The sequence below is a fragment of the Singulisphaera chitinilytica genome (assembly GCF_049331405.1).
GTDB lineage: Bacteria > Planctomycetota > Planctomycetia > Isosphaerales > Isosphaeraceae > PoT.
Window position 1 is genome coordinate 4,365,215 of record NZ_CP186274.1, and the last position, 18,644, is coordinate 4,383,858.

Consider the following 18,644-nt stretch of genomic DNA (forward strand, 5'->3'; position numbering starts at 1 on the left):
ACGATCGGAACCTCCTCGGGAGGATACTCAAACATGCCCGTTACTTACGCCTCGCGGTCTCTCGCCTGGCGGCGGTTGCGACGATGAGCACGAACTCCCCTAATCTCATCGTATATGGCAGGGCAACCGCGTCGCGCGAGATTGTCGATCATTCTGGACCGGCAAACCTGGTGGGTGTGACCTCCTGCTCGGCCCCTCCATGATTCCCTTCGGAATTCAGCGGCGAGAGTTACCATGCATGCCCTGTCATTTCAAAATCCGCCAGGAATCCTCCCACTACGTTGCCGAAACACGCCTCGATGATGCCTTGACGTGCCGCAAATCCCCCACGACAATTGTCCAAGACGATCGGTGGCCCGCTTCCGTTCGGGCCATTTCAAGTTGCCGGAATCACATCTCTGTCCGGCCATTGATCGCAGATCCGGAGGATTGCCATGACAGATTCGCGTATCCAAGCGGCCGAACCCCGACGGACGTCCTGGCTCGGCGGGGTGAAGCTCTGGCACCTGGGCCTCCTGGTCGCCTACGTCGCGGTCGCCATCCAGCAGGTGCAGGCACAGAGGGTCAGCGACCCTCTCCTGATCGGCCTCGCCGCCGTCGGTTTCCTTGGTTACGCCGTGATCGGCGTCGTCGCCTGGAAGATTGCCTCAGCTTACGCGGATCGAATCGGCGCGGTGCGGGCAACCTCGCTCTACTTCACCTTCATGGCCGGGCTGTTCCTCCTCGCCACGGTGATCTATGTGTGCCTGGAATATGCACACACGCTCAACTATTTCTGAAAGCCTGAGAACGACCGCGGGTGGTGGGGTTTGGATTGAGAACGCGTGCGTCCGAAGTTCCCGGATACAAACGCCGCGGCGGGGCGAGTATAGTGGCTCTCGTTTCCCCGGATCGAACCACCCGAGAGCCCTTGCAAGCGTCATGATTCACGTCATCGCCACCATCGAGTTGCATCCAGGACAACGCGAAAACTTCCTGGCCGAATTCCGCAAGCTCATCCCGCACGTGCATGCGGAAGAGGGATGCCTCGAGTACGGCCCGACCGTCGACGAGGCCACCGACATCGGTGCGCAGGAAGGCCCCCGCGCCGATGTCGTGACGGTGGTGGAGAAGTGGGAGAGCGTCGAACACCTCAAGGCCCACCTCGTCGCCCCGCACATGGAAGCCTATCGCCCGGCCGTGAAGGACATGGTCATCAAGACGGTCCTACAAATTCTCAAGCCTGCATGACATGATAGCCCGGGCGGGTCGCATGGCGTCACCGCGACGCGATACTATGCGATCCGCCCTGGCGTTTCCCGGCACCTTGCCCCGCCCTCCGAACGACTTAAACAACCCCATCAGGCCTCAGCCAAGGACACAACCGGATGCAGACGGTGCGAGTCGGTCTCGTGGGATCGGGTTTCATCACGTCGATCCATTACGAGTCACTCCGGCGAGTGCTCGGCGCGGAGGTCTTTGCGGTGGCCTCGCCGAGCCCCGGCAACGCCCAGCGTTTCGCGAGCGAACGTGGGATCCCACACGCCTTCACCGACGTCCGCGCGATGCTGGAACGCAAGGAAATCGACCTCGTCGTCCTCGGCCTGCCCAACGATCTGCACTGCCACACGGTTATCCAAGCGGCCGAGGCAGGCAAGCACGTCGTGGTCGAGAAGCCGATGGCCCTGAATGTCGCCGAGTGCGACCGCATGATCGCCGCCTGCGATAAGGCCGGGGTCTTCCTCGGCTACGCCGAGGAACTCTGCTTCGCACCCAAATATGTACGCCTCAAACAACTCGTTGATGAAGGGGCCCTCGGCAAGATCCACCTGGTGAAGCAGTCGGAGAAGCACGACGGCCCGCACGCAGGCTGGTTCTACGACACGGGGCGGAGCGGCGGCGGCGTCACGTTCGACATGGGCTGCCATGCGGTCGAGTTTTTCCGCTGGATCCTCGGCAAGGACAAGCGTATCAACAGCGTTTACGCCCAGATGAACACGTACGTCCACGGCGACGAAACGAATGGTGACGACGAGGCACTCCTGATTATGAACTTCGAGGGGGGAGCGGTCGGGCTCGCCGAGGAGAGCTGGACCAAACCCGGGGGCATGGACGATCGGGCCGAGGTCTTCGGGAGCGCCGGGCAGGCCTACGCCGATATCCTCTACGGGAATGCCCTCAGGACGTACTCCCATAACGGCTACGGCTACGCTGTGGAGAAGTCCGGGAGTACGCAAGGGTGGTCGTTCCCGATCTACGAGGAGATGTGGAACTACGGCTTCCCCCAGGAGATGGAGCACTTCGTCGACTGCGTCCGCAACGGGGCTACGCCGACTGAGAATGGGCACGACGGCCGCGCGGTGGTCGAGGTGATCCACGCCCTGTACAAGTCGGCCGGCCTCGGACGAAAGGTCGATCTGCCGTTCAGGAGCGACGCATTACGCCCCATCGACCACTGGCGGCCGTCGTAAAGGCTTGCCGCTCCTCGAAGTCGAGCCTTGCGGAGAGGGTTCCGACGGGTCATCTTGCTTGCCTGGGGACGCGGTCCAGCACTGCGTCCCGCCAGGTCAAGCCCCTGCCCACCTCCTCGGGAACGACTCGCCATGCCGCATCCCCGCGCGTCGCTTTGCCTCGTGCTCCTGACCCTGAGCTTCGCCCCACCGGGTGCCCGGGCCCAGTCCCTCCCGGGCACCCAACCCTGGGAAGACCGGGGCGACCCCGCCAAGGCGATGGTCGACGGGATCCATCGCTTCGCGGATCGCATGATCGCCACGAGCGGCGAACGCCGCAAAACAACGTCGAAGCCGGACTATTCCTCGACGGACGCCTACGAAAAGTCGGTGGCCCCCCGCCGCGAGCAACTCGCTAAAATCCTCGGAGCGGTCGGCCAGCGCGTGACCCCGGCAACTCTCTCCTATGTCTCGAGCCCCGACTCACCGGCGAAGGTTGCCGAGACCGACGACTTCAGCGTCTTCGCCGTGACGTGGTCGGTGTATCCGGGGGTGGAAGCCGAGGGGCTCTGGCTCGAACCCAAAAAGGATGTTCGCGCCAACGTCGTGGCCCTGCCCGACTGCGACACGACCCCCGAGGAGTTCGCCGGCGTCGGTCAGGCCCACCTGCACGAATCCCAGGCCGCCCGCCTGCTCGTCAAGGCCGGTTGCCGCGTGCTGGTCCCGACCTTGCTCGACCGCTCGGATACGTTTTCGGGGAACCCGTCCGTCCGGATGACGAACCTGACGCACCGGGAATGGATCTATCGCCAGTCGTATGAGACCGGCCGGCATATCATCGGATATGAAGTCGACAAGGTCCGCTCCGCCATCGACTGGTTCTCAAGGCCGGGCCGGCCGGACCTGCCCATCGGCCTCGTCGGGTATGGAGAAGGAGGTCTCGTCGCGTTCTACGCCGGGGCCCTCGACACCAGGGCCGACGCCGTGTGGGTCGGCGGTTACTTCGGGCCGAGGGAGTCGGCCTGGTCGGAGCCGATCTACCGCAACGTCTGGAGCCTCTTAACCGAGTTCGGCGACGCCGAGGCCGCACGGCTAATCCTCCCCCGCAAGCTCGTAGTCGAGCCCGCCGCCGTCCCCGACATCAAAGGGCCTCCCCGTGCTCGCGATGGGCGGGCCGACGCCGCCTCGGGACGCCTGACGACCCCGGAGCCCGCCGCAATCGCCGCCGAGTTCGCTCGGCTTCAGGATGGCCTCCCGGCCGAGTTCCGCTCGAAGGCGTCCCTCCTCGAGCCGAAGAGTCCGGCCCCTGGCTTCAATCACGCCGACGAAGGGCGAAAACAATTCCTCCTCGCCTTGCTCCCGACCGGGGATGCGAAAGCCGAAGGCCAGGACACCGCATTGAACACCGAGAAGCCCCTTTTCGATGCCCGGCCTCACTTCGACACCAAGGCGCGGATGAAGCGTCAGGTCCAGCAACTGAGCGACTACACCCAGGCTATTCTCAGGACGTCGGAGCTACGCCGCTACGCATACTGGGCGCCGGCCGATATGAAGTCGCCCGAAGCCTGGGCAAAAAGCACCGAGGCCTATCGCGAGGCCTTTCACGCCGAGTTGATCGGCAAGCTCCCGCCGGCGAGCGAGCCTCTCTCGGCCAAGACCGTCAAGCTCTTCGACACGGAGATGTGGGTTGGCTACGGCGTCCAGCTCCCCGTCTGGCCCGATGTGCCGGCTTCGGGGATCTTGCTGCTCCCCAAGGATTTGCAGCCAGGCGAGAAGCGCCCGGTGGTCGTCTGCCAGCATGGGTTGGAAGGGAGGCCCGAGGACGTGGTCGATCCCAAGATCAAGTCGGTCTACCATTCCTACGCGGCGCAGTTGGCCGACAAAGGGTATGTCGTCTACGCCCCGCAGAATCCGTACATCGGCCACGACCACTTCCGGCTGATCCAACGTAAGCTCAACCCGCTGAAAGCCTCGCTCTTCTCCGTAATCGTCCGTCAGCATGAGCGGACGCTCGAGTGGTTGGCGACGCTCCCCAACGTCGACCCCTCCCGGATCGCCTTCTACGGGCTCTCCTATGGCGGCAAGACCGCGATGCGGGTCCCGGCCATCCTCAAAGGCTACTGCTTGTCGATCTGCTCGGCCGACTTTAACGAGTGGGTCGTGAAGAATACGAACCTCGAGCGGCCGACGAGTTACATGTTCACGATCGAATATGACATGTACGAATTCGGCCTCGCCGAGCGCTTCAATTACGCCGAGATGGCCAACCTGATCGCGCCGAGGCCGTTCCAGGTGGAGCGCGGGCACTCCGACGCCGTCGGCTATGACGAGTGGATCGGCTACGAATATATGAAGGTGAAGCGTACCTTCGACACACTCGGCCTCGCCGATCGCGTCGACATCGCGCTCTTTAACGGGGGGCATCAGATTGAGGGAACCGGCACCTTCCCGTTCCTGGCCAGGCATTTGAACTGGCCCAGGGGTCGCTGACGAACGCGTTTCGAGCCGGGTCGAGAGGCCCGGCTCGCAAGCTAAGGGCGCCGGAAGATGGACACTCCTTGCCCAAACGATCGGGTCGACGTCCAGCATCTGGACGTCGACCGCCGTTTGCTGTTTCCGTTTCGGTTCAAACCTGGGGCTGGGAATCCCAGCGTTTCAGGATCCTGTCGAGGGACTTGACGGCCTCTTCGAGGCGGTGCTTGTCCTCTTCGTAGAGGTCGCCGGTTTCTCCGGGGAGGCGGCGGACGCAGTCGGCCACCTGATCGCGGGCGCCGAGCATCTGCGAGTAGAGGCGGTTGAAGGCATCGCGGTTGGGGCCGGCGGCCAGGACAACGATCTTCTGCTTCACCACCGCGATCCGCTGGTCGCAGCTCTTGAGTACGCCTTCCCAGTGGGGCCGTTCGTGGATATGCACCCGTTGGGGGTACGACGGATTCTTGAGGGGGTTGGCGGGCTGCGTCTTCACTTGGAGGTCGGTGCCCCCAGGGGCTGCGGACTGCGAGTTCGACACGTCGAAACTCCCAACGTTGATGAGGACAAGTCGGTTCCGCTACAATTCTGCCGAAAATGCCCCCCGGACTCCAGAGCATCCTCCGTATTGATCCGCCCATCTCGGGAGAAAGCCTGGCACGATCGGGAAAAGGCCCGTCATCAATGACGGTCCCTGCCTCCTTCCCGCAGGCGTCCAAGGCCGGTCGAGGATTCCGCACTCATGAGATGTTCCCTCGCGCTTGCGACACTCGCAGTCTTCGGCCTACCCGTGCTCACAAAGGCGGCGGATGAAGCCCCCTTGCCGGTTGTCCCCGACGGCTGGAAGATTCGCCTGGCCGCCCAGGCCCCCGAGATTCTCTTCCCCACCGCGATCGTCTCCGGTCCTGATGGAACCTTGTACATCGGCCAGGACCCGATGGACATGCCCGGCCCGCCGACCCAGCCGATCGACTCGATCCTCGCCTGGAAGGACGGCAAGTCGACCGTCTTCGCCGACAAACTCTGGGCCGTCATGGGGCTCGAGTGGGCCGACGGTGTCCTCTACGTCGTCCACGCTCCGTACCTCTCGGCCTTCCGCGACACCAACGGCGACGGCAAGGCCGACGAACGCACCGACCTCATGACGGGCCTCGGCCCCAAGCTGCCGGGCTTCAGCGGGATCAACGACCACGTTCCCTCGGGCCTGCGCCTGGGTATGGACGGATTCCTCTACATCGCCGTCGGCGACAAGGGGATCCCCAAGGGGATTGGCAAGGACGGAAAGACCATCCAACTGTTCGGGGGCGGCGTAATCCGGATCCGACCCGACGGCACGGACCTGGAAGTGGTCTCAACCGGGGAGAGAAACCCGCTCTCCGTCGCCCTGACTGCCCGCGATGATGTTTTCACCTACGGCAACGACGACGACAGCAAGAAATGGCCGAACAGCCTGACGCACCACATCGTCGGAGCCCACTACGGCTATCCCTACGAGTTCCTCACCGCCCCCTGGCGTACCTTGCCCATCACGGCCGGGCAACTCGGCGGCTCGGGGACGCAGAGCGTCTGCTACAACGAGGCGGGCCTCCCCGCGTCTTACGTGGGGAACCTCTTCACGTGCGACTGGGGACTCTCCACGGTCTTCCGCTATGAGATCGCCAAGGAAGGGGCGACCTTCCGCGTCGTCAAGAAATCCGAGTTCATCACCAAGGGGGAACTCAAGGACTTCCGCCCCTTCTCCATCGCCGTCTCCAACGACGGAGCAGGCTTCTGGCTCGTCGACTGGGCCTTCAACGGCTGGCTCGCCAATGGCCCCAAGACCGGCCGACTGTATCAACTGACGTATGAAGGGTCGGACAAGCCAAGCCTTGCGAATCAGCCTGCGAAAGATGCCCCCTCTCGCCTGAAGGCCCTCGACCACCCTGCCCTGTCGGTGCGATCCGAAGCCCAGCGAGCCCTATCCCGTGAGGGCAAGGCTCAACTCGGCGCACTCGAGAGCCGGCTCAAGCAGTCGGAACCGGGCAACGGTCGGATCCACGCCCTCTGGGCCCTGGACGCCACGGAGCTGCCCGAGGCCCGAAAGGCGATCCGCAATGCCCTGACCGACGCCTATCCTGACGTCCGGCTCCAGGCGGCACGAAGCGTCGGGATCCGCAGGGACCGCGAGGCCGCGGCGACTCTGTCGAACCTCCTGAAAGACGAGGACGCCGCCGTGAGGCGCGAGGCCGCCATCGCCGTCGGGCGTCTTGGACTGCCGGGCGCCAGGCCTCAGCTCATCGCCTCGCTCGGCGATCCCGACCCCTTTGTTGCCTGGTCGATACGCAAGGCGATCCGGACGCTCCAGGCCTGGGATGAGTCGGCACTCGCGGCGGCCCTCGACGACCCCAGCCGTCGCGAGTCTGCCCTCTCGCTGATGGATGAGGCCTGGTCGATGCCCGTGGTGAAAGCCCTCGGCCGGTCTCTCGGCCAACTCGATTCGGCGGAGACCCGTACTCGCGTCGCAACCGTCCTCTCCGGCCTCTATCGCCAGTATCCCGAGTGGACCGGAGCCTGGTTCGGCACGAACCCGTTGGCCGGTGAGTTCCCCCAGAAAACGCGTGATTGGAACCCGGAAGCCATGGCCGCCGTGCTGGCGGGGCTCGAGCAAGCCGCGTCTGATCGCGATGCCGGCGTCCGCCTTGCCGCGGTCAAGGGCTTGAAGGGTGTCGGCAAGGCCGCGGCCCCTGCCTTGCGGAATCGGCTGACGCGCGAGGCTGATGAGGGCGTTCTGACGGCGGTCGTCCAGGCTATCGGTTCGCTCAATGACATCGATTCGATCCCGGCCCTCGCCAGTCTCGCCCAAGATTCCAAAAAAGCAGAGCCGGTCCGAGTGGCCGCGGTGGATGGGCTGTCGGCCCTGGGGACGCCACCCGCTCTGCGAGCCAGACTCTCCCTCGTCTACGCGCAGCAGACCCCGGCTTCGCTGGTGGCCAGGGCCTTGCCCTCGCTCGGTCGCTCCGGGATCCTCCCAGCGAACGACCTGGCCGACTTCCTCAACAAGCCAGAACCCGCTGTTCGGGCGGCGGCACTCCTTGCGCTCGATCCGAAGCAGCGGATCCCCGAGGAGGTGAAGACGGCCGTGGCCGATCGGCTCAACGACGCATCCCCCGCCGTCCGCAGCGCCGCCATCGAGATGACGGCGCAGCTCAAAATCCAGGAGGCCGTGCCGAAGCTCCTGGCGGTTGCCAACGAAGAGGCCTTCCGCACCGAGGCGACGCTCGCGCTCTGCACGTTCGCCGATCCCCAGGCGTTGCCCGTCTACCTCGCCGCGATCCAGGATCGGAACCCGGCCCTCCGCCAGCAGGGGGAAAAAGCCTTGTTGACGATCCGCGACTTCGTGAGGCCCGACCTCGAGAAAGAGGCCACATCCCAGCGCCTCAGCGGCCCGGCCGCGGTCGCCCTGGAGCGCGTCCTCACTCGGTTCCGCCCACTCACCGACTGGAGAGTCGTCGGGCCATTCGCGAGAACGACTCCGCGCGTCTTCGTCGGGGAGCGTACCATCGACTTCGATCGGACCTACAACGGCGTCGAAGGCCGCGCGATCCGCTGGACGCCCCGCGCGGGTGATCCCAAGACGGGGCGCGTCGTCCTCGACGACTTCAAGGAAGGCTCAGGCGACAAGGGGGGCTTCGGCTACGACAAGAACGGGACGCCCGACCTCTGCTCGTTCGGCTACATCGAGATCGACTCGGCCGAGGATCGCCCCGCCTTGCTGCTCGTCGGATCGAGCGGGACGATCACGCTGACCCTGAACGAGGCGAGCATCCACACCTATCGCAATTTCGCGGGCCGGCCCTACTCGCCCGAGTCGGACCTCGTCCGGGTGATGCTCAAGAAGGGGAAGAACCGCTTGCTGGCCACCTCGCGTCAGGGGATCGGCCTCTGGTCGTTCAGCGTGCAGGTCTCGGATCCCCTAGCCCCGACGCTCATGGCCAAGGGGGCCGACTCGGTCACGGAGAAGCTCCGAAACTACGCGCTCGGCCATGAAGGGGACCCGCGCAACGGCGAGTCCCTCTTCTTCGACCCCAAGGGGATCTCCTGCGGCAAATGCCACGCGGCGGGGGGCCGTGGGACCGCCAACGTCGGCCCCGACCTCACCGGTCTCGCGCTCAAATATGATAAGGCCGAGTTGATCCGCTCGGTCCTCGAACCCTCGTCCCGTATCGCGACCGGGTATCAACCCGTGCTCGTGGCCCTGACGGATGGGAAGGTCGTGACGGGCCTGATCCGCTCCGAAACGGAGTCGCACCTGGAACTCGTCGACGCCGAGGCCAGGCTGACGAAGGTCCCCAAGGAAGACATCGAAGACCGGCGCGTGACCGACGTCTCCCTGATGCCCGGCGGCCTCGTGGATACCCTGTCGGTCGTCGAGTTCGCCGACCTCGTCGCCTACCTGCAGTCGTTGAAGGCGGCGACGGTCCCGAAATAGGCTGGCATGTTCGGGCGATCATGCCAGCGATTCGCATGATCGCCCGGCGGGCCGAGGCTCAGGAAGTCCGCGCCTTCATTCTCTCGACGAAGGCGCGGTAGTCCTCGGGTGTGTCGATGCCGATGCTAGGCTCGTCGACGATCCCGACGGCGATGCGATGCCCCGCCTCGAGGACGCGGAGTTGCTCGAGCTTCTCTCTCTGCTCGAGCGGCGACTGCGGCATCGACGCGTATTGCAGCAAGAAGTCCCTGCGATACGCATAGAGCCCCAGATGTAAATACGCGACGATCTCATCGGAGCCGACCGCGGGCAGGCCATCGCGATGGCAGGGGATCGGGCTCCTCGAGAAGTAGAGGGCGTGCCCCGCCGTTGCGCGCACGACCTTGACGCAGGCCGGGTCGCGATAGACGGACTCGGTGCGGATCGGCGTGGCGAGGGTCGACATCGAGGCCGAAGGGTCGTCCTCGAGCATGGAGACGACGAGGTCGAGGGCTTCGCCCTGGATCTCGGGCTCGTCCCCCTGCAGGTTCACGATGATCCTGGCATCGGGATACGCCGCGGCGACCTCGGCCACGCGGTCGGTGCCGCTGGGGTGGTCGGCACGCGTCATCGCATATTCACCGCCGAATGCTTCGATGGCTTTACCGATGCGGATATCATCGGTCGCGACGATGATGCGGCTGATGCGTTTTGAGGTGCGGGCGGCCTCGACCACGTGCTGGATCAGGGGTCGGCCGGTTTCGGCTAGGAGGGGTTTGCCGGGCAGTCGGGTTGATCCGAATCGCGCCGGGATCACAGCGAGGATTTCCATGTTTCGTCGAAAACTCCCCCTCGAGTTCGTCCGATACAAGGGGCACTGAGCGAAGGTCGCCTCCCACCGAACCCCTACAAGGAAGTCCACTATAGCCGAGTCCGTTGCGGACGCAACGCCAAGGCTGAGCGGCGATGGAGTCCGGGAAAAGGCGTCAAAACAACAATATCCGTAGATGTGTCGTCGTGGCCTGGTACACGCGACCCGGCGGCCTCCCGGAGGGAGGGCGTCGAGCCTTCGTCGGACCATGTCGTCTGGCCCCCGCAGGATGCGGTCTCGGACGGATCTGCTCGGCCCATGGATGGCGGCGAGTCCCCTCGTCGCGTACGCGGGCCGAATTGTGGGCAGGGCGGCAGGAATCGACCTTATCGGTTGCTCCCCCCGTCAGCGGGCACGGGAACCACGCGGCATGAACGCCGCCACGCGTTCCCCGAATTCGCCATTATCAACTATTGCTTGCGCTCTGTCCGTATCGAAGTCGTTGATTTTGACTTCGACGGCCGCGTTCCGCGCCGGGTGTCCCGAGGACCCCGCACGGTCTGCGCCAAGGAAGGGGGGCGTTCACAACCGAATCGCTGGGGCGACCATATCCAATGGCATGGCGGTCGTCCGGGGAGGTTGAATTCATGGGGTGGAACCGACAGACCCGCCACGCGGCCAAGGCTCAGCGTCGGCCGAACATCGAGAGCCTCGAGACCCGTACGCTGTTATCGGCGAGTCCTCAGTTCCTCCAGAATCAACAGGCGCAGCACGCTCACCTCCAGGAAATACGCCAGGCCCACTTCGCCCAGTTGCACAACCGGGTCGTCGCCCATCACGAACTCGGCCTCGCCCACGGGCACGGCCAGGCCACCGGCGCGTCGAGCACCCCCGTCCCCCGGCTCAACGTCGCCCACCCCGCCGACACCTCCTCCTCGCCCTCCTCGAGCAGCGACCCGACGAGCCTCGATGGGGCCTCGGCCGTGCGATCCACATATGGCGTCGACGGTAAGGGGATGACGGTCGCCGTCATCGACACCGGCGTCAACTACAATAACTCCGCGCTCGGCGGCGGCTTCGGGGCCGGCCACAAGGTCAGCGTCGGCTATGACTTCGCCGACGGCAATGGCGACCCGATGGCCACGACCTCGCAGCACGGCACGGCCGTCGCCGGGATCATCGCCTCGAGCGACCCGACGCACCCGGGCATCGCCCCCGGCGCAGACATCGCGGCCCTTCGCGTGATCGACAACAACAACGAAGGGGACTTCGACAAGATCGCCGATGCCCTCCAGTGGGTCATCGATAATCACACGAAGTATAATATTACCGCGGTCAACATCTCCTTGTCCGACGGCAATAACTACGCCCAGAACTGGTTCGCCCAGGACAACGGCGTGGGCGAGCAGATCACGAACCTGATCAACCAACTCGACACGTTGAAGATCCCCGTCGTCGCGGCCGCGGGCAACAGCTTCAACGGGCAGCAGGGCGAAGGCTTCGTCGCGATCGTCCCCAGCACGATCAGCGTGACAGCCACGAACTCGGCGGGCACGGCCCTCGCCTCCGACGCCCAGCGACTCGGGGCGAGCATCGGCGGGGTCTCGGCCACGGACATCGCGGCCCCCGGCCAGGGTATCGTCGGCCCCTCCAGCGGTAACAGTTTCTCGTCGGGCGACGGGACGAGCTTCGCCGCGCCGCAGGTCACTGGTGCAATCGTCCTGCTCCAGCAGATCTATGAGCAGCGGTTCGGCACCCTGCCGACGGTCGACCAGCTCGAATCGTGGCTCCAGGACGGCTCGACCCCCGTCAGCGACTCCACTACTTCAGAGATTTTCGGCCGCCTCGACATCGCCAAGTCGGCCAGCCTCATCCCGGGTGCGTCCACGCCGACCCCGACGCCCACACCCACGCCGACCCAAACGCCGACTCCGACTCCGACGCCTACACCCACTCCAACGCCGACTCCGACGCCTACACCCACTCCAACGCCGACTCCGACGCCTACACCCACGCCGACTCAAACGCCCACGCCTACGCCGACGCCGACTCAAACGCCCACGCCTACACCCACTCCGACGCCTACACCCACTCCGACGCCTACACCCACTCCGACGCCTACACCTACACCCACTCCGACGCCTACACCTACACCCACTCCGACGCCTACACCAACGCCGACTCCGACGCCTACACCTACACCCACGACGGGCACCGACAATGCCGGCAAGGGCAGCACGGTCGGGACGAACCGGACGACGTTGTTCATCAACGGGGCCAAGGTCAATCAAACTGCCGCGAGCAAGCTCGCCGAGATCTGGGATAAGGCTTTCGATCAGGTCACGAGCACCTCGACGGGCTCGGGTGATTCCTCCACCCAGCCGGCGACCAACGCGTGGGCCCAGGCGGGCGGGACGCTCCGACTCTGGGGCGGTGGCACAGCGACGAACTCGCTGGGCACCACCCAGACGGCGGGAACCCTCAAGCCTCTCGCCCAGATCAAGGAAGCGATCCGCCAGGGGAACGCCTTCGCCGGCCCGCATCGCTTCGGAGCGTTTGTGTCCAAGCACCACCCTCGTTAAAATCGCTGGTAAGTGAGGTCCTCGCGCCGCGAGGACTTCGAATCCAATTCGACCCCACCGCCTCGCATCAGGTCGAGGCGGTGGGGTCTTCTCGCGTTGGTGGAGGTTTGGCGTGGCGACGACCGTAAAGACCGCGCTCGTGACGGGTGCCGGCAGCGGGATTGGGCGAGGGATCGCGGTGGCCCTGGATCAGCTCGGCATCCGGCTCGCCCTGGCGGGACGAGACCCCGAGAAGCTCGAGGGGACCAAAGCCCTCCTCACGCAGGCGAACGGCCCCGCCCGGTTGACCCCCTGCGACGTGGCCGACCGCACCCAGGTGAACGCCGCCGTCGAGGGCATCCTCAAGGAGTTCGGCCAGCTCGACATCCTCATCTGCAACGCCGGGACGAACGTCCGGAACCGGAAACTCGAGGTCCTCACGCCCGAAGACTGGGACCTCATGATCGCCACCAACCTCACCGGGGCGTTCAACCTCGTCCACGCCGTGCTGCCCTCGATGCGGGTGCGCGAGGACGGCCTGATCATCCAGATCGCCTCGCTCTCCGGCAAGCGGGCAAGCGTCCTCGGTGGTACGGGCTACTCCGCCTCCAAGTTCGGCCAGGCCGCCCTCGGCATCTGCCTGGCCCGCGAGGAAGGTGCTCACGGCATCCGCTCCACCGTAATCTACCCCGGCGAGGTCAACACGCCGATCCTTGACGCCAGGCCGGTCCCCGTCGGCACCGAGCGCCGCGAGGTCATCCTCCAGCCGGCGGACGTCGCCGCCGCCGTGAAGTTCCTCGTCGAGTTGCACCCCCGCGCCAACGTGCCCGAGCTGATCATCAAGCCGACCGTCGACGACTTCGCCTGAGCCTGTCTCTTTGCTCACATGCTTCAATGACCGAGGCCGGATGGGGGGCGAATTTCCCCCCATCCGGCCTCGGATGTTTTCCGCTCACTCCCCGTCGATCAGGCCTCAGCCATTCATCTGGCCGGCTTCGATGTCGCCGGTGGCGAACTGGTTGAACTCGACATACTGGATATGTCGATACAGCTTGCTCTCGTTCTGGAGTTGGCGAGGCTGGCCGATCGACTCGATGCGTCCGTTGTGCAGCACGATGATCTGGTTGCACGAGCGGATCGTCGAGAGCCGGTGCGGCAGGATGATCAGCGTCCGATCCTGGGAGAGCCGGGTGACCGAGTCATCGATGAGGTGCTTGGTGTCATCATCGAGCGGGGTGTTCGGCTCCTCGATCACGACGATCGAGGGGTCGTGAAGGTGCGCCCGCGCCAAGGCGATCCGGTACATCTCGTCCGGCTCCAGGTAATGCCCGAGCGGCCCGATAATCGTGTCGTAGCCGTGGGGCAGGTCCTGAATGAAGTTGTGAGCATGCGCCAGTTTGGCCGCGGCGATGATCTTCGGCAGCGGATAACTCGCGTCGCCGAGGCCGATGTTCATCGCGACCGAGTCGGTGAAGACCAAGTCCGACTGGAGCACGATCGCCACCTGGGCCCGGATCGACTCGAGCGTCACGTCGCGGAGGTCGAGGCCGTCGATCCGCACGCGACCGACCTTCGGGTCGATCAGGCGAGGGATCAGGCAGAGCAAGGCGTGCTTCGCGTCCTCGTCCAGGCTCATGACCGCCGTCCTGGATCCGACGGGGAATTCGGCGGTGACGTTCTCGAGCAGGACTCGACCCGAGCGGCTCTCGAGCGTCACGTTCTCGAGCGTGATCCGATCCTTGAGCGGCGGCAGGAAGTGGGCCCCGCCATGCTGATGCAGTTCGGGCTTGCGCTCGAGGAACTCAAAGATGCCGTCCGCCGAGCGATTCGCCTGTCGCAAGGCTCGTCGCATCCTGACCCATTCGAGGGCCGGGTAGGCCAGTCCGGCGAGAGACGCGACCAGGATCAGGGCCGAGGCCGGGGCCACACGATGCGAGACCGCCACCGCATAGCCCAGGAGGCTCAATGCCAGGATCGCCGAGACGCCGTAGAGCAGGCCGATCGACGGGTTGAACCACCCCTCGGCCTTGATGCGGCGGGCGTCGGCCTCGCGGTAGCGTTCGAGATGCTCGTCGAAGCGCTGCTTGTCGATGTTCTCCATGCCGAAGACCCGCACCAGGCGGAGCAGGTTGAGGTCTTCGTGGAGCAGGCAGAGCTGCACCGCGGAGTCGCGGACGGCGGCGTCGGTCACGAGCCGGGCATCCTTGTTCATCACCCGGCCAGCCAGCCAGATCAGGGCGCCGAGCGATGCGACGAAGATGGTCAGGATCGGCGAGATGAACAGGGCGATCGCGATCAGACCAAGGCCGAGAACCGGGCCCCTCATCTTATCGCCGAGCTCCACGAAGATGGCGTCGCGGACGTCGTTGACCTCCCGGGTCATGAGGTTGACGACCGGCCCCGTCCCTTCGGTCGGCAAGGCGGAGTGGCCGAGGCGATACATCTGCCGGTGGATCTGACGACGCAAGGTCGTCGCCACGTCGCACGACGCTTCCGCGAGGATCGAGCGGCGGTACTGTGCGACGAAGCAGATGGCGAGCAGCAGGGCCGAGGCCAGGGCCAGCAGGCTCGTCAGGGCACCGACGTTATTCGTGAGAGTGGGTACCGCCTTGAGGACCGGCAAGAGCAGCCGGGCACCCATGCGGTGGGGAGGATAGGAACTCCAACGATTGCCGGCGACGAGCGAGAAGAGCCCGCTGTCGTCAAACACCGCCACATCCTGGACGACGCCGGTCTCGCGACCCTTCACCCAGCTCGGGTAGGTCGCGAGATCTCGGGTCGGAACGCGGGCCACACCCTGCGAGGCGAGCAGGGATAGCAACAGCCCTATCACGGCGAGGAGTGCCAGAATCAAGAGCGAATGCACCACGCCGAGTGCATTCGCCCTGAATACCCACCGCCGTTCCGCACTCAGAAGCTTACGAGCGCGAAGATACGCGTCCGCTTGCATGTTAGCCATCCCAACGAAGCGGTTGATCGGGCGCGAACCTTGTACCGAGCCGGAGACCCGCGCATCACCCACCGCGAAGCGGGAAGGCACGGATCAGGCCAGGTCGCGGTCCTCGAACAAGAGGAACGCGAACAGAAGCGCTGCTCCACTGTACAACACGCAATAGCCCAATGCCGGAATTACATAACCGGTCCAAGGGATCATGGCACCCGTGGAAATCGCCGGCCCGGCATTGAAGAATTCTAGCGAGGGCAAGACCCAGGCGAAGAGCTTCGCCATGAAGCTCACCAATTCGTTGACGTCCCCTTTAGCCGTCGCCTCGACCAGGACCGGGCTCAGGTGGCCCAGGAAGAAGATGGCGATGCAGACGACCAGGTTGACGAGCATCGGCAGCCGGGTCGAGATCGCCACGCTGATGCTGGCGAGGACCGTGACCTCGAGGAACCCGAGCACCAGGCCGGGCAAGACCTGCTTCACCTGCTCGATCTGCATGGCCATCTCGGCGGCACCGCCGGCCGATTCCCGGAGGTCGTAGCCATACTTGTACCAGACCCCCAGTTCGAAGAGCGTGCCCAGGAGCAGGAAGAGGACGAAGACGCCCAGCTCGATGCCCAGGAACTTGCCGACGATGAACTGGCGGCGATTGATCGGCTTCGACAGCAGGGTGATCGCCGTCTTGCCTTCGATCTCCTCGGCAACCGTCGAGCTGGCGGTCAGCAGGGCCAGCAGCAAGGCGGCGAAGGAGATGGTCGTCAGCCCTGTGTCCTTGTACATTTTGATGTCTTCACCAAAGGTGAAGTAGGACACGAAAATCGAGCAGACGAGCGAGGCTCCGGCGATGAACGACAGCACGAAGAAGGCCGGCTGTCGGATTGCTTCTTTGGCCGTCGCGAGAGCGATGGTCAACGCTTTCATGATGTCGATCACTCGGAATGAGGTACGGAAGAGGACAGGTCGTGATGCTTGCGTCGCGGGAGATTCCGACGGGCGACGTCCCTCAACAAGGAAGTGCCCATCGACTCGATATCGGTCAGTATCGGATGGAGAATCCCTCGTACGGCGGGTCGCCGACCGGTTCTTGCTCCACCGAGACGTCGTGGATTTTGTCGCCGAGTTCGCCTCGGATCGCGTCGAGGAACGACTTCAAGGCGTCGGGCGGGCCATCGACGACGAGTTCGACCCGGCCATCGCTCATGTTGCGGACGTAGCCGGCGACGTCGAAGCCCTGCGACAGTCGTTCGCTCGTATAACGAAAACCTACCCCCTGCACCCTCCCGGAGTAGTAAACCCTTCGGCGTTCCTTAGACATGAGGGACGACTCAAAGCCTACTGCGAGAAGTCAGTTCGATTCGTCGAAGGATCGGCGGTAGGGACTATCCGCCTGCTTGGGGCAAGATCCTCACTCCAGTATCTTAACGGGCTCTCCGGTCCCAAGGCAACCCTGGCGGACGAGCGGAAACAGGAAACTTGACCTTTGCGCGGGCGACTACCAACACGAAGGGCGGTCGCCTCCAGAAATGGAGGCGACCGCCCTCGATTCTCGCGTCAGATTCGGCCGAATCGGCTCAAAGGCCGTTCAACTCGACCCGGTGGACGACGCCGCCGGCCGCCTGGATTGAGGCGGAAGCTGACCTCGCGGGGCCGATGCCCATCCCCTTGAAGGAGACGTCGGGAGCTCCCGAGGAGTTGCCCGTCTTCAGCACGACGTTCGCGATGCTGAACGGCAGGCGGTTCTCGATCCTGAGCGTGGTGCCGTTCGCACCCTTCTTAGTGACCTTCACGCCGACGAAGGCCGAGGCAACCGCCTGGTCAACCGCCCGGGCCAGGCCGGGGCCATCGAGAACGGTGACGGCCGAGCCTTCTTCGAAGTTGGTCCGCCCGAGGGCTGCCCAGCCTTCGGGGGTCGCGTGGCTGACGACGATCCGGCCCTTCGTCTCGCCGGGCTTGCTGTCGCTCAGCGTGATCTTGAGGGCCATCGCCGGGCCCTGGACGTCCTGCGGGATCTGGCCGTCCTCAAGGACGCGGACGGGCAGGCCGAGGATGTGCAGGCCGTTCAGCGACTCCGCCAGACGGCCGGCCTCGGCCGAGAGCTTGCCCTCGCCGGCGACGGAGACGAGGAGGCGCGATTCCTTGAGGTACGAGCCGTCAAGTATCTCGGAGTCGCCCGAGGCGTCGAGCGCCTGGACGAACCGGGAGGCGAGGGCCACTTCATGGACGTTCATGACCTTCGGGCTGGCCTGACCGGTCATCTGCTCGAAAGAAACGCCGTTGAAGACGCTCCAGACGGCGGCCTGGGCGACGCCCTGGCTCGTACCGAGGGTCGCGAGCGATCGCAGAGCCTTGCGGGCGCGGGGATCGTTGGTGTACTGGTCGACGTCGACGACGTGGAAGCTGTCGCGGAGCGTCGGCGTGGGGGCGCCGAAATTCAGGCAGACGCCCGGGACGATCAGCTCGATCCTCTGGCCGGCCGGGACGGTCACGGCGCCTTCACCGGCGACGTCGGCGGCGACGGCGACCGAGTGGAAGCCGGCCGAGTTGCTCGCCTCGGCGCGGAACTCGCCAAAGCTACCCGGCTGGTTCGTGACCGTGCCGAGGCCCATGCTCTGGAAGCCACGGCCACCACCCTGGGCGGTCGCCGAGGCGACGAGGCCGGGGGGGATCACGACCTTCAATCGCTTGGTCGAGGTGTTCTTCAGGCCGAGACGCACCCGATCCTGGCCGTTGCCGCGGGCCTCGATCACGAGGTCGCCAGCCTGGCTCGCCTTGAGGATATCAACGGTCTCGGTGACCGCGTCCGCGGTCGGGGCGGGCGCATCGGGTTCCGCCACCGCGTGGGCCGCGAACATCGAAGAGGCTAACAGGCCGGCGGCCGACCATGCCCGAGCCCGCCAAAGGTGTCGCCGTAGCATTGCGTTGGACCTTTCTGGACGGGGCCGCAACCGGAGGTTGGCTCGTTCGCCCCCTCCTTGGCCCGATA

The 18,644-nt window shown here is 65.1% G+C and carries 13 protein-coding genes; 7 read left to right on the plus strand and 6 right to left on the minus strand.

Going from position 1 to position 18,644, the window contains the following annotated elements; genetic code table 11:
* Positions 1-434: 434 nt before the first annotated feature.
* From ACOYYX_RS17440 to ACOYYX_RS17455, 4 genes are all read left to right on the plus strand, one after another.
* Entirely contained in the window at positions 435-779 is a 345-nt protein-coding gene (locus ACOYYX_RS17440; protein WP_422931186.1) for a hypothetical protein, read from the plus strand.
* A 142-nt stretch (positions 780-921) separates the two neighbouring features.
* Positions 922-1,230, plus strand: a complete 309-nt coding sequence (locus ACOYYX_RS17445) for a putative quinol monooxygenase (protein ID WP_422931187.1) — start codon at positions 922-924, stop codon at positions 1,228-1,230.
* A gap of 137 nt (positions 1,231-1,367) precedes the next feature.
* Positions 1,368-2,450: a Gfo/Idh/MocA family protein gene (locus tag ACOYYX_RS17450; RefSeq protein ID WP_422931188.1), complete on the plus strand. Its 1,083-nt coding sequence runs from the start codon at positions 1,368-1,370 to the stop codon at positions 2,448-2,450.
* Positions 2,451-2,582: 132 nt separating this feature from the next.
* On the plus strand, positions 2,583-4,919 hold the full coding sequence (locus ACOYYX_RS17455) for a dienelactone hydrolase family protein (RefSeq protein WP_422931189.1): 2,337 nt from the start codon (positions 2,583-2,585) through the stop codon (positions 4,917-4,919).
* Between the two features lie 136 nt (positions 4,920-5,055).
* On the opposite strand, the gene ACOYYX_RS17460 is transcribed toward ACOYYX_RS17455, so the two are convergent.
* Positions 5,056-5,439 (minus strand): hypothetical protein, encoded by a 384-nt coding sequence (locus ACOYYX_RS17460; RefSeq protein ID WP_422931190.1) that lies wholly within the window; start codon positions 5,437-5,439, stop codon positions 5,056-5,058.
* Positions 5,440-5,640: 201 nt separating this feature from the next.
* Between ACOYYX_RS17460 and ACOYYX_RS17465 the strand changes: the two genes are divergently transcribed.
* Positions 5,641-9,366 carry a HEAT repeat domain-containing protein gene (locus tag ACOYYX_RS17465; protein ID WP_422931191.1) on the plus strand — a complete coding sequence of 1,242 codons (3,726 nt, stop codon included), beginning with the start codon at positions 5,641-5,643 and terminating at the stop codon, positions 9,364-9,366.
* A gap of 58 nt (positions 9,367-9,424) precedes the next feature.
* Here the strand turns inward: ACOYYX_RS17465 and kdsB are convergent, their stop codons facing one another.
* Positions 9,425-10,177 carry a 3-deoxy-manno-octulosonate cytidylyltransferase gene (kdsB, locus tag ACOYYX_RS17470; RefSeq protein WP_422931192.1) on the minus strand — a complete coding sequence of 251 codons (753 nt, stop codon included), beginning with the start codon at positions 10,175-10,177 and terminating at the stop codon, positions 9,425-9,427.
* A 626-nt stretch (positions 10,178-10,803) separates the two neighbouring features.
* Between kdsB and ACOYYX_RS17475 the strand changes: the two genes are divergently transcribed.
* Together ACOYYX_RS17475 and ACOYYX_RS17480 are read left to right on the plus strand one after the other, a co-directional pair.
* Positions 10,804-12,738 (plus strand): S8 family peptidase, encoded by a 1,935-nt coding sequence (locus tag ACOYYX_RS17475; RefSeq protein ID WP_422931193.1) that lies wholly within the window; start codon positions 10,804-10,806, stop codon positions 12,736-12,738.
* Between the two features lie 112 nt (positions 12,739-12,850).
* Complete coding sequence (locus ACOYYX_RS17480) at positions 12,851-13,585, plus strand: SDR family oxidoreductase (RefSeq protein WP_422931194.1); 735 nt, start codon at positions 12,851-12,853, stop codon at positions 13,583-13,585.
* 105 nt (positions 13,586-13,690) lie between these two features.
* On the opposite strand, the gene ACOYYX_RS17485 is transcribed toward ACOYYX_RS17480, so the two are convergent.
* The 4 genes from ACOYYX_RS17485 to ACOYYX_RS17500 form a co-directional block, all read right to left on the minus strand.
* A complete protein-coding gene (locus tag ACOYYX_RS17485) occupies positions 13,691-15,667 on the minus strand; it encodes an ABC transporter ATP-binding protein (RefSeq protein ID WP_422931195.1) in 1,977 nt (658 codons plus the stop codon).
* Between the two features lie 93 nt (positions 15,668-15,760).
* Positions 15,761-16,582 carry an ABC transporter permease subunit gene (locus tag ACOYYX_RS17490; protein ID WP_422931196.1) on the minus strand — a complete coding sequence of 274 codons (822 nt, stop codon included), beginning with the start codon at positions 16,580-16,582 and terminating at the stop codon, positions 15,761-15,763.
* A 115-nt stretch (positions 16,583-16,697) separates the two neighbouring features.
* Positions 16,698-16,976, minus strand: coding sequence for an acylphosphatase (locus tag ACOYYX_RS17495; protein WP_422931197.1), 279 nt, complete (start codon positions 16,974-16,976; stop codon positions 16,698-16,700).
* Between the two features lie 256 nt (positions 16,977-17,232).
* Positions 17,233-18,495, minus strand: a complete 1,263-nt coding sequence (locus ACOYYX_RS17500) for a hypothetical protein (RefSeq protein ID WP_422931198.1) — start codon at positions 18,493-18,495, stop codon at positions 17,233-17,235.
* Between the last annotated feature and the right edge of the window lie 149 nt (positions 18,496-18,644).

Coding starts and splice junctions, on each gene's coding strand:
- ACOYYX_RS17440 (WP_422931186.1), top strand. CDS start 435: ATGACAGATTCGCGTATCCAAGCGGCCGAACCCCGACGGACGTCCTGG.
- ACOYYX_RS17445 (WP_422931187.1), top strand. CDS start 922: ATGATTCACGTCATCGCCACCATCGAGTTGCATCCAGGACAACGCGAA.
- ACOYYX_RS17450 (WP_422931188.1), top strand. CDS start 1,368: ATGCAGACGGTGCGAGTCGGTCTCGTGGGATCGGGTTTCATCACGTCG.
- ACOYYX_RS17455 (WP_422931189.1), top strand. CDS start 2,583: ATGCCGCATCCCCGCGCGTCGCTTTGCCTCGTGCTCCTGACCCTGAGC.
- ACOYYX_RS17465 (WP_422931191.1), top strand. CDS start 5,641: ATGAGATGTTCCCTCGCGCTTGCGACACTCGCAGTCTTCGGCCTACCC.
- kdsB (WP_422931192.1), bottom strand. CDS start 10,177: ATGGAAATCCTCGCTGTGATCCCGGCGCGATTCGGATCAACCCGACTG.
- ACOYYX_RS17475 (WP_422931193.1), top strand. CDS start 10,804: ATGGGGTGGAACCGACAGACCCGCCACGCGGCCAAGGCTCAGCGTCGG.
- ACOYYX_RS17485 (WP_422931195.1), bottom strand. CDS start 15,667: ATGCAAGCGGACGCGTATCTTCGCGCTCGTAAGCTTCTGAGTGCGGAA.
- ACOYYX_RS17490 (WP_422931196.1), bottom strand. CDS start 16,582: ATGAAAGCGTTGACCATCGCTCTCGCGACGGCCAAAGAAGCAATCCGA.
- ACOYYX_RS17495 (WP_422931197.1), bottom strand. CDS start 16,976: ATGTCTAAGGAACGCCGAAGGGTTTACTACTCCGGGAGGGTGCAGGGG.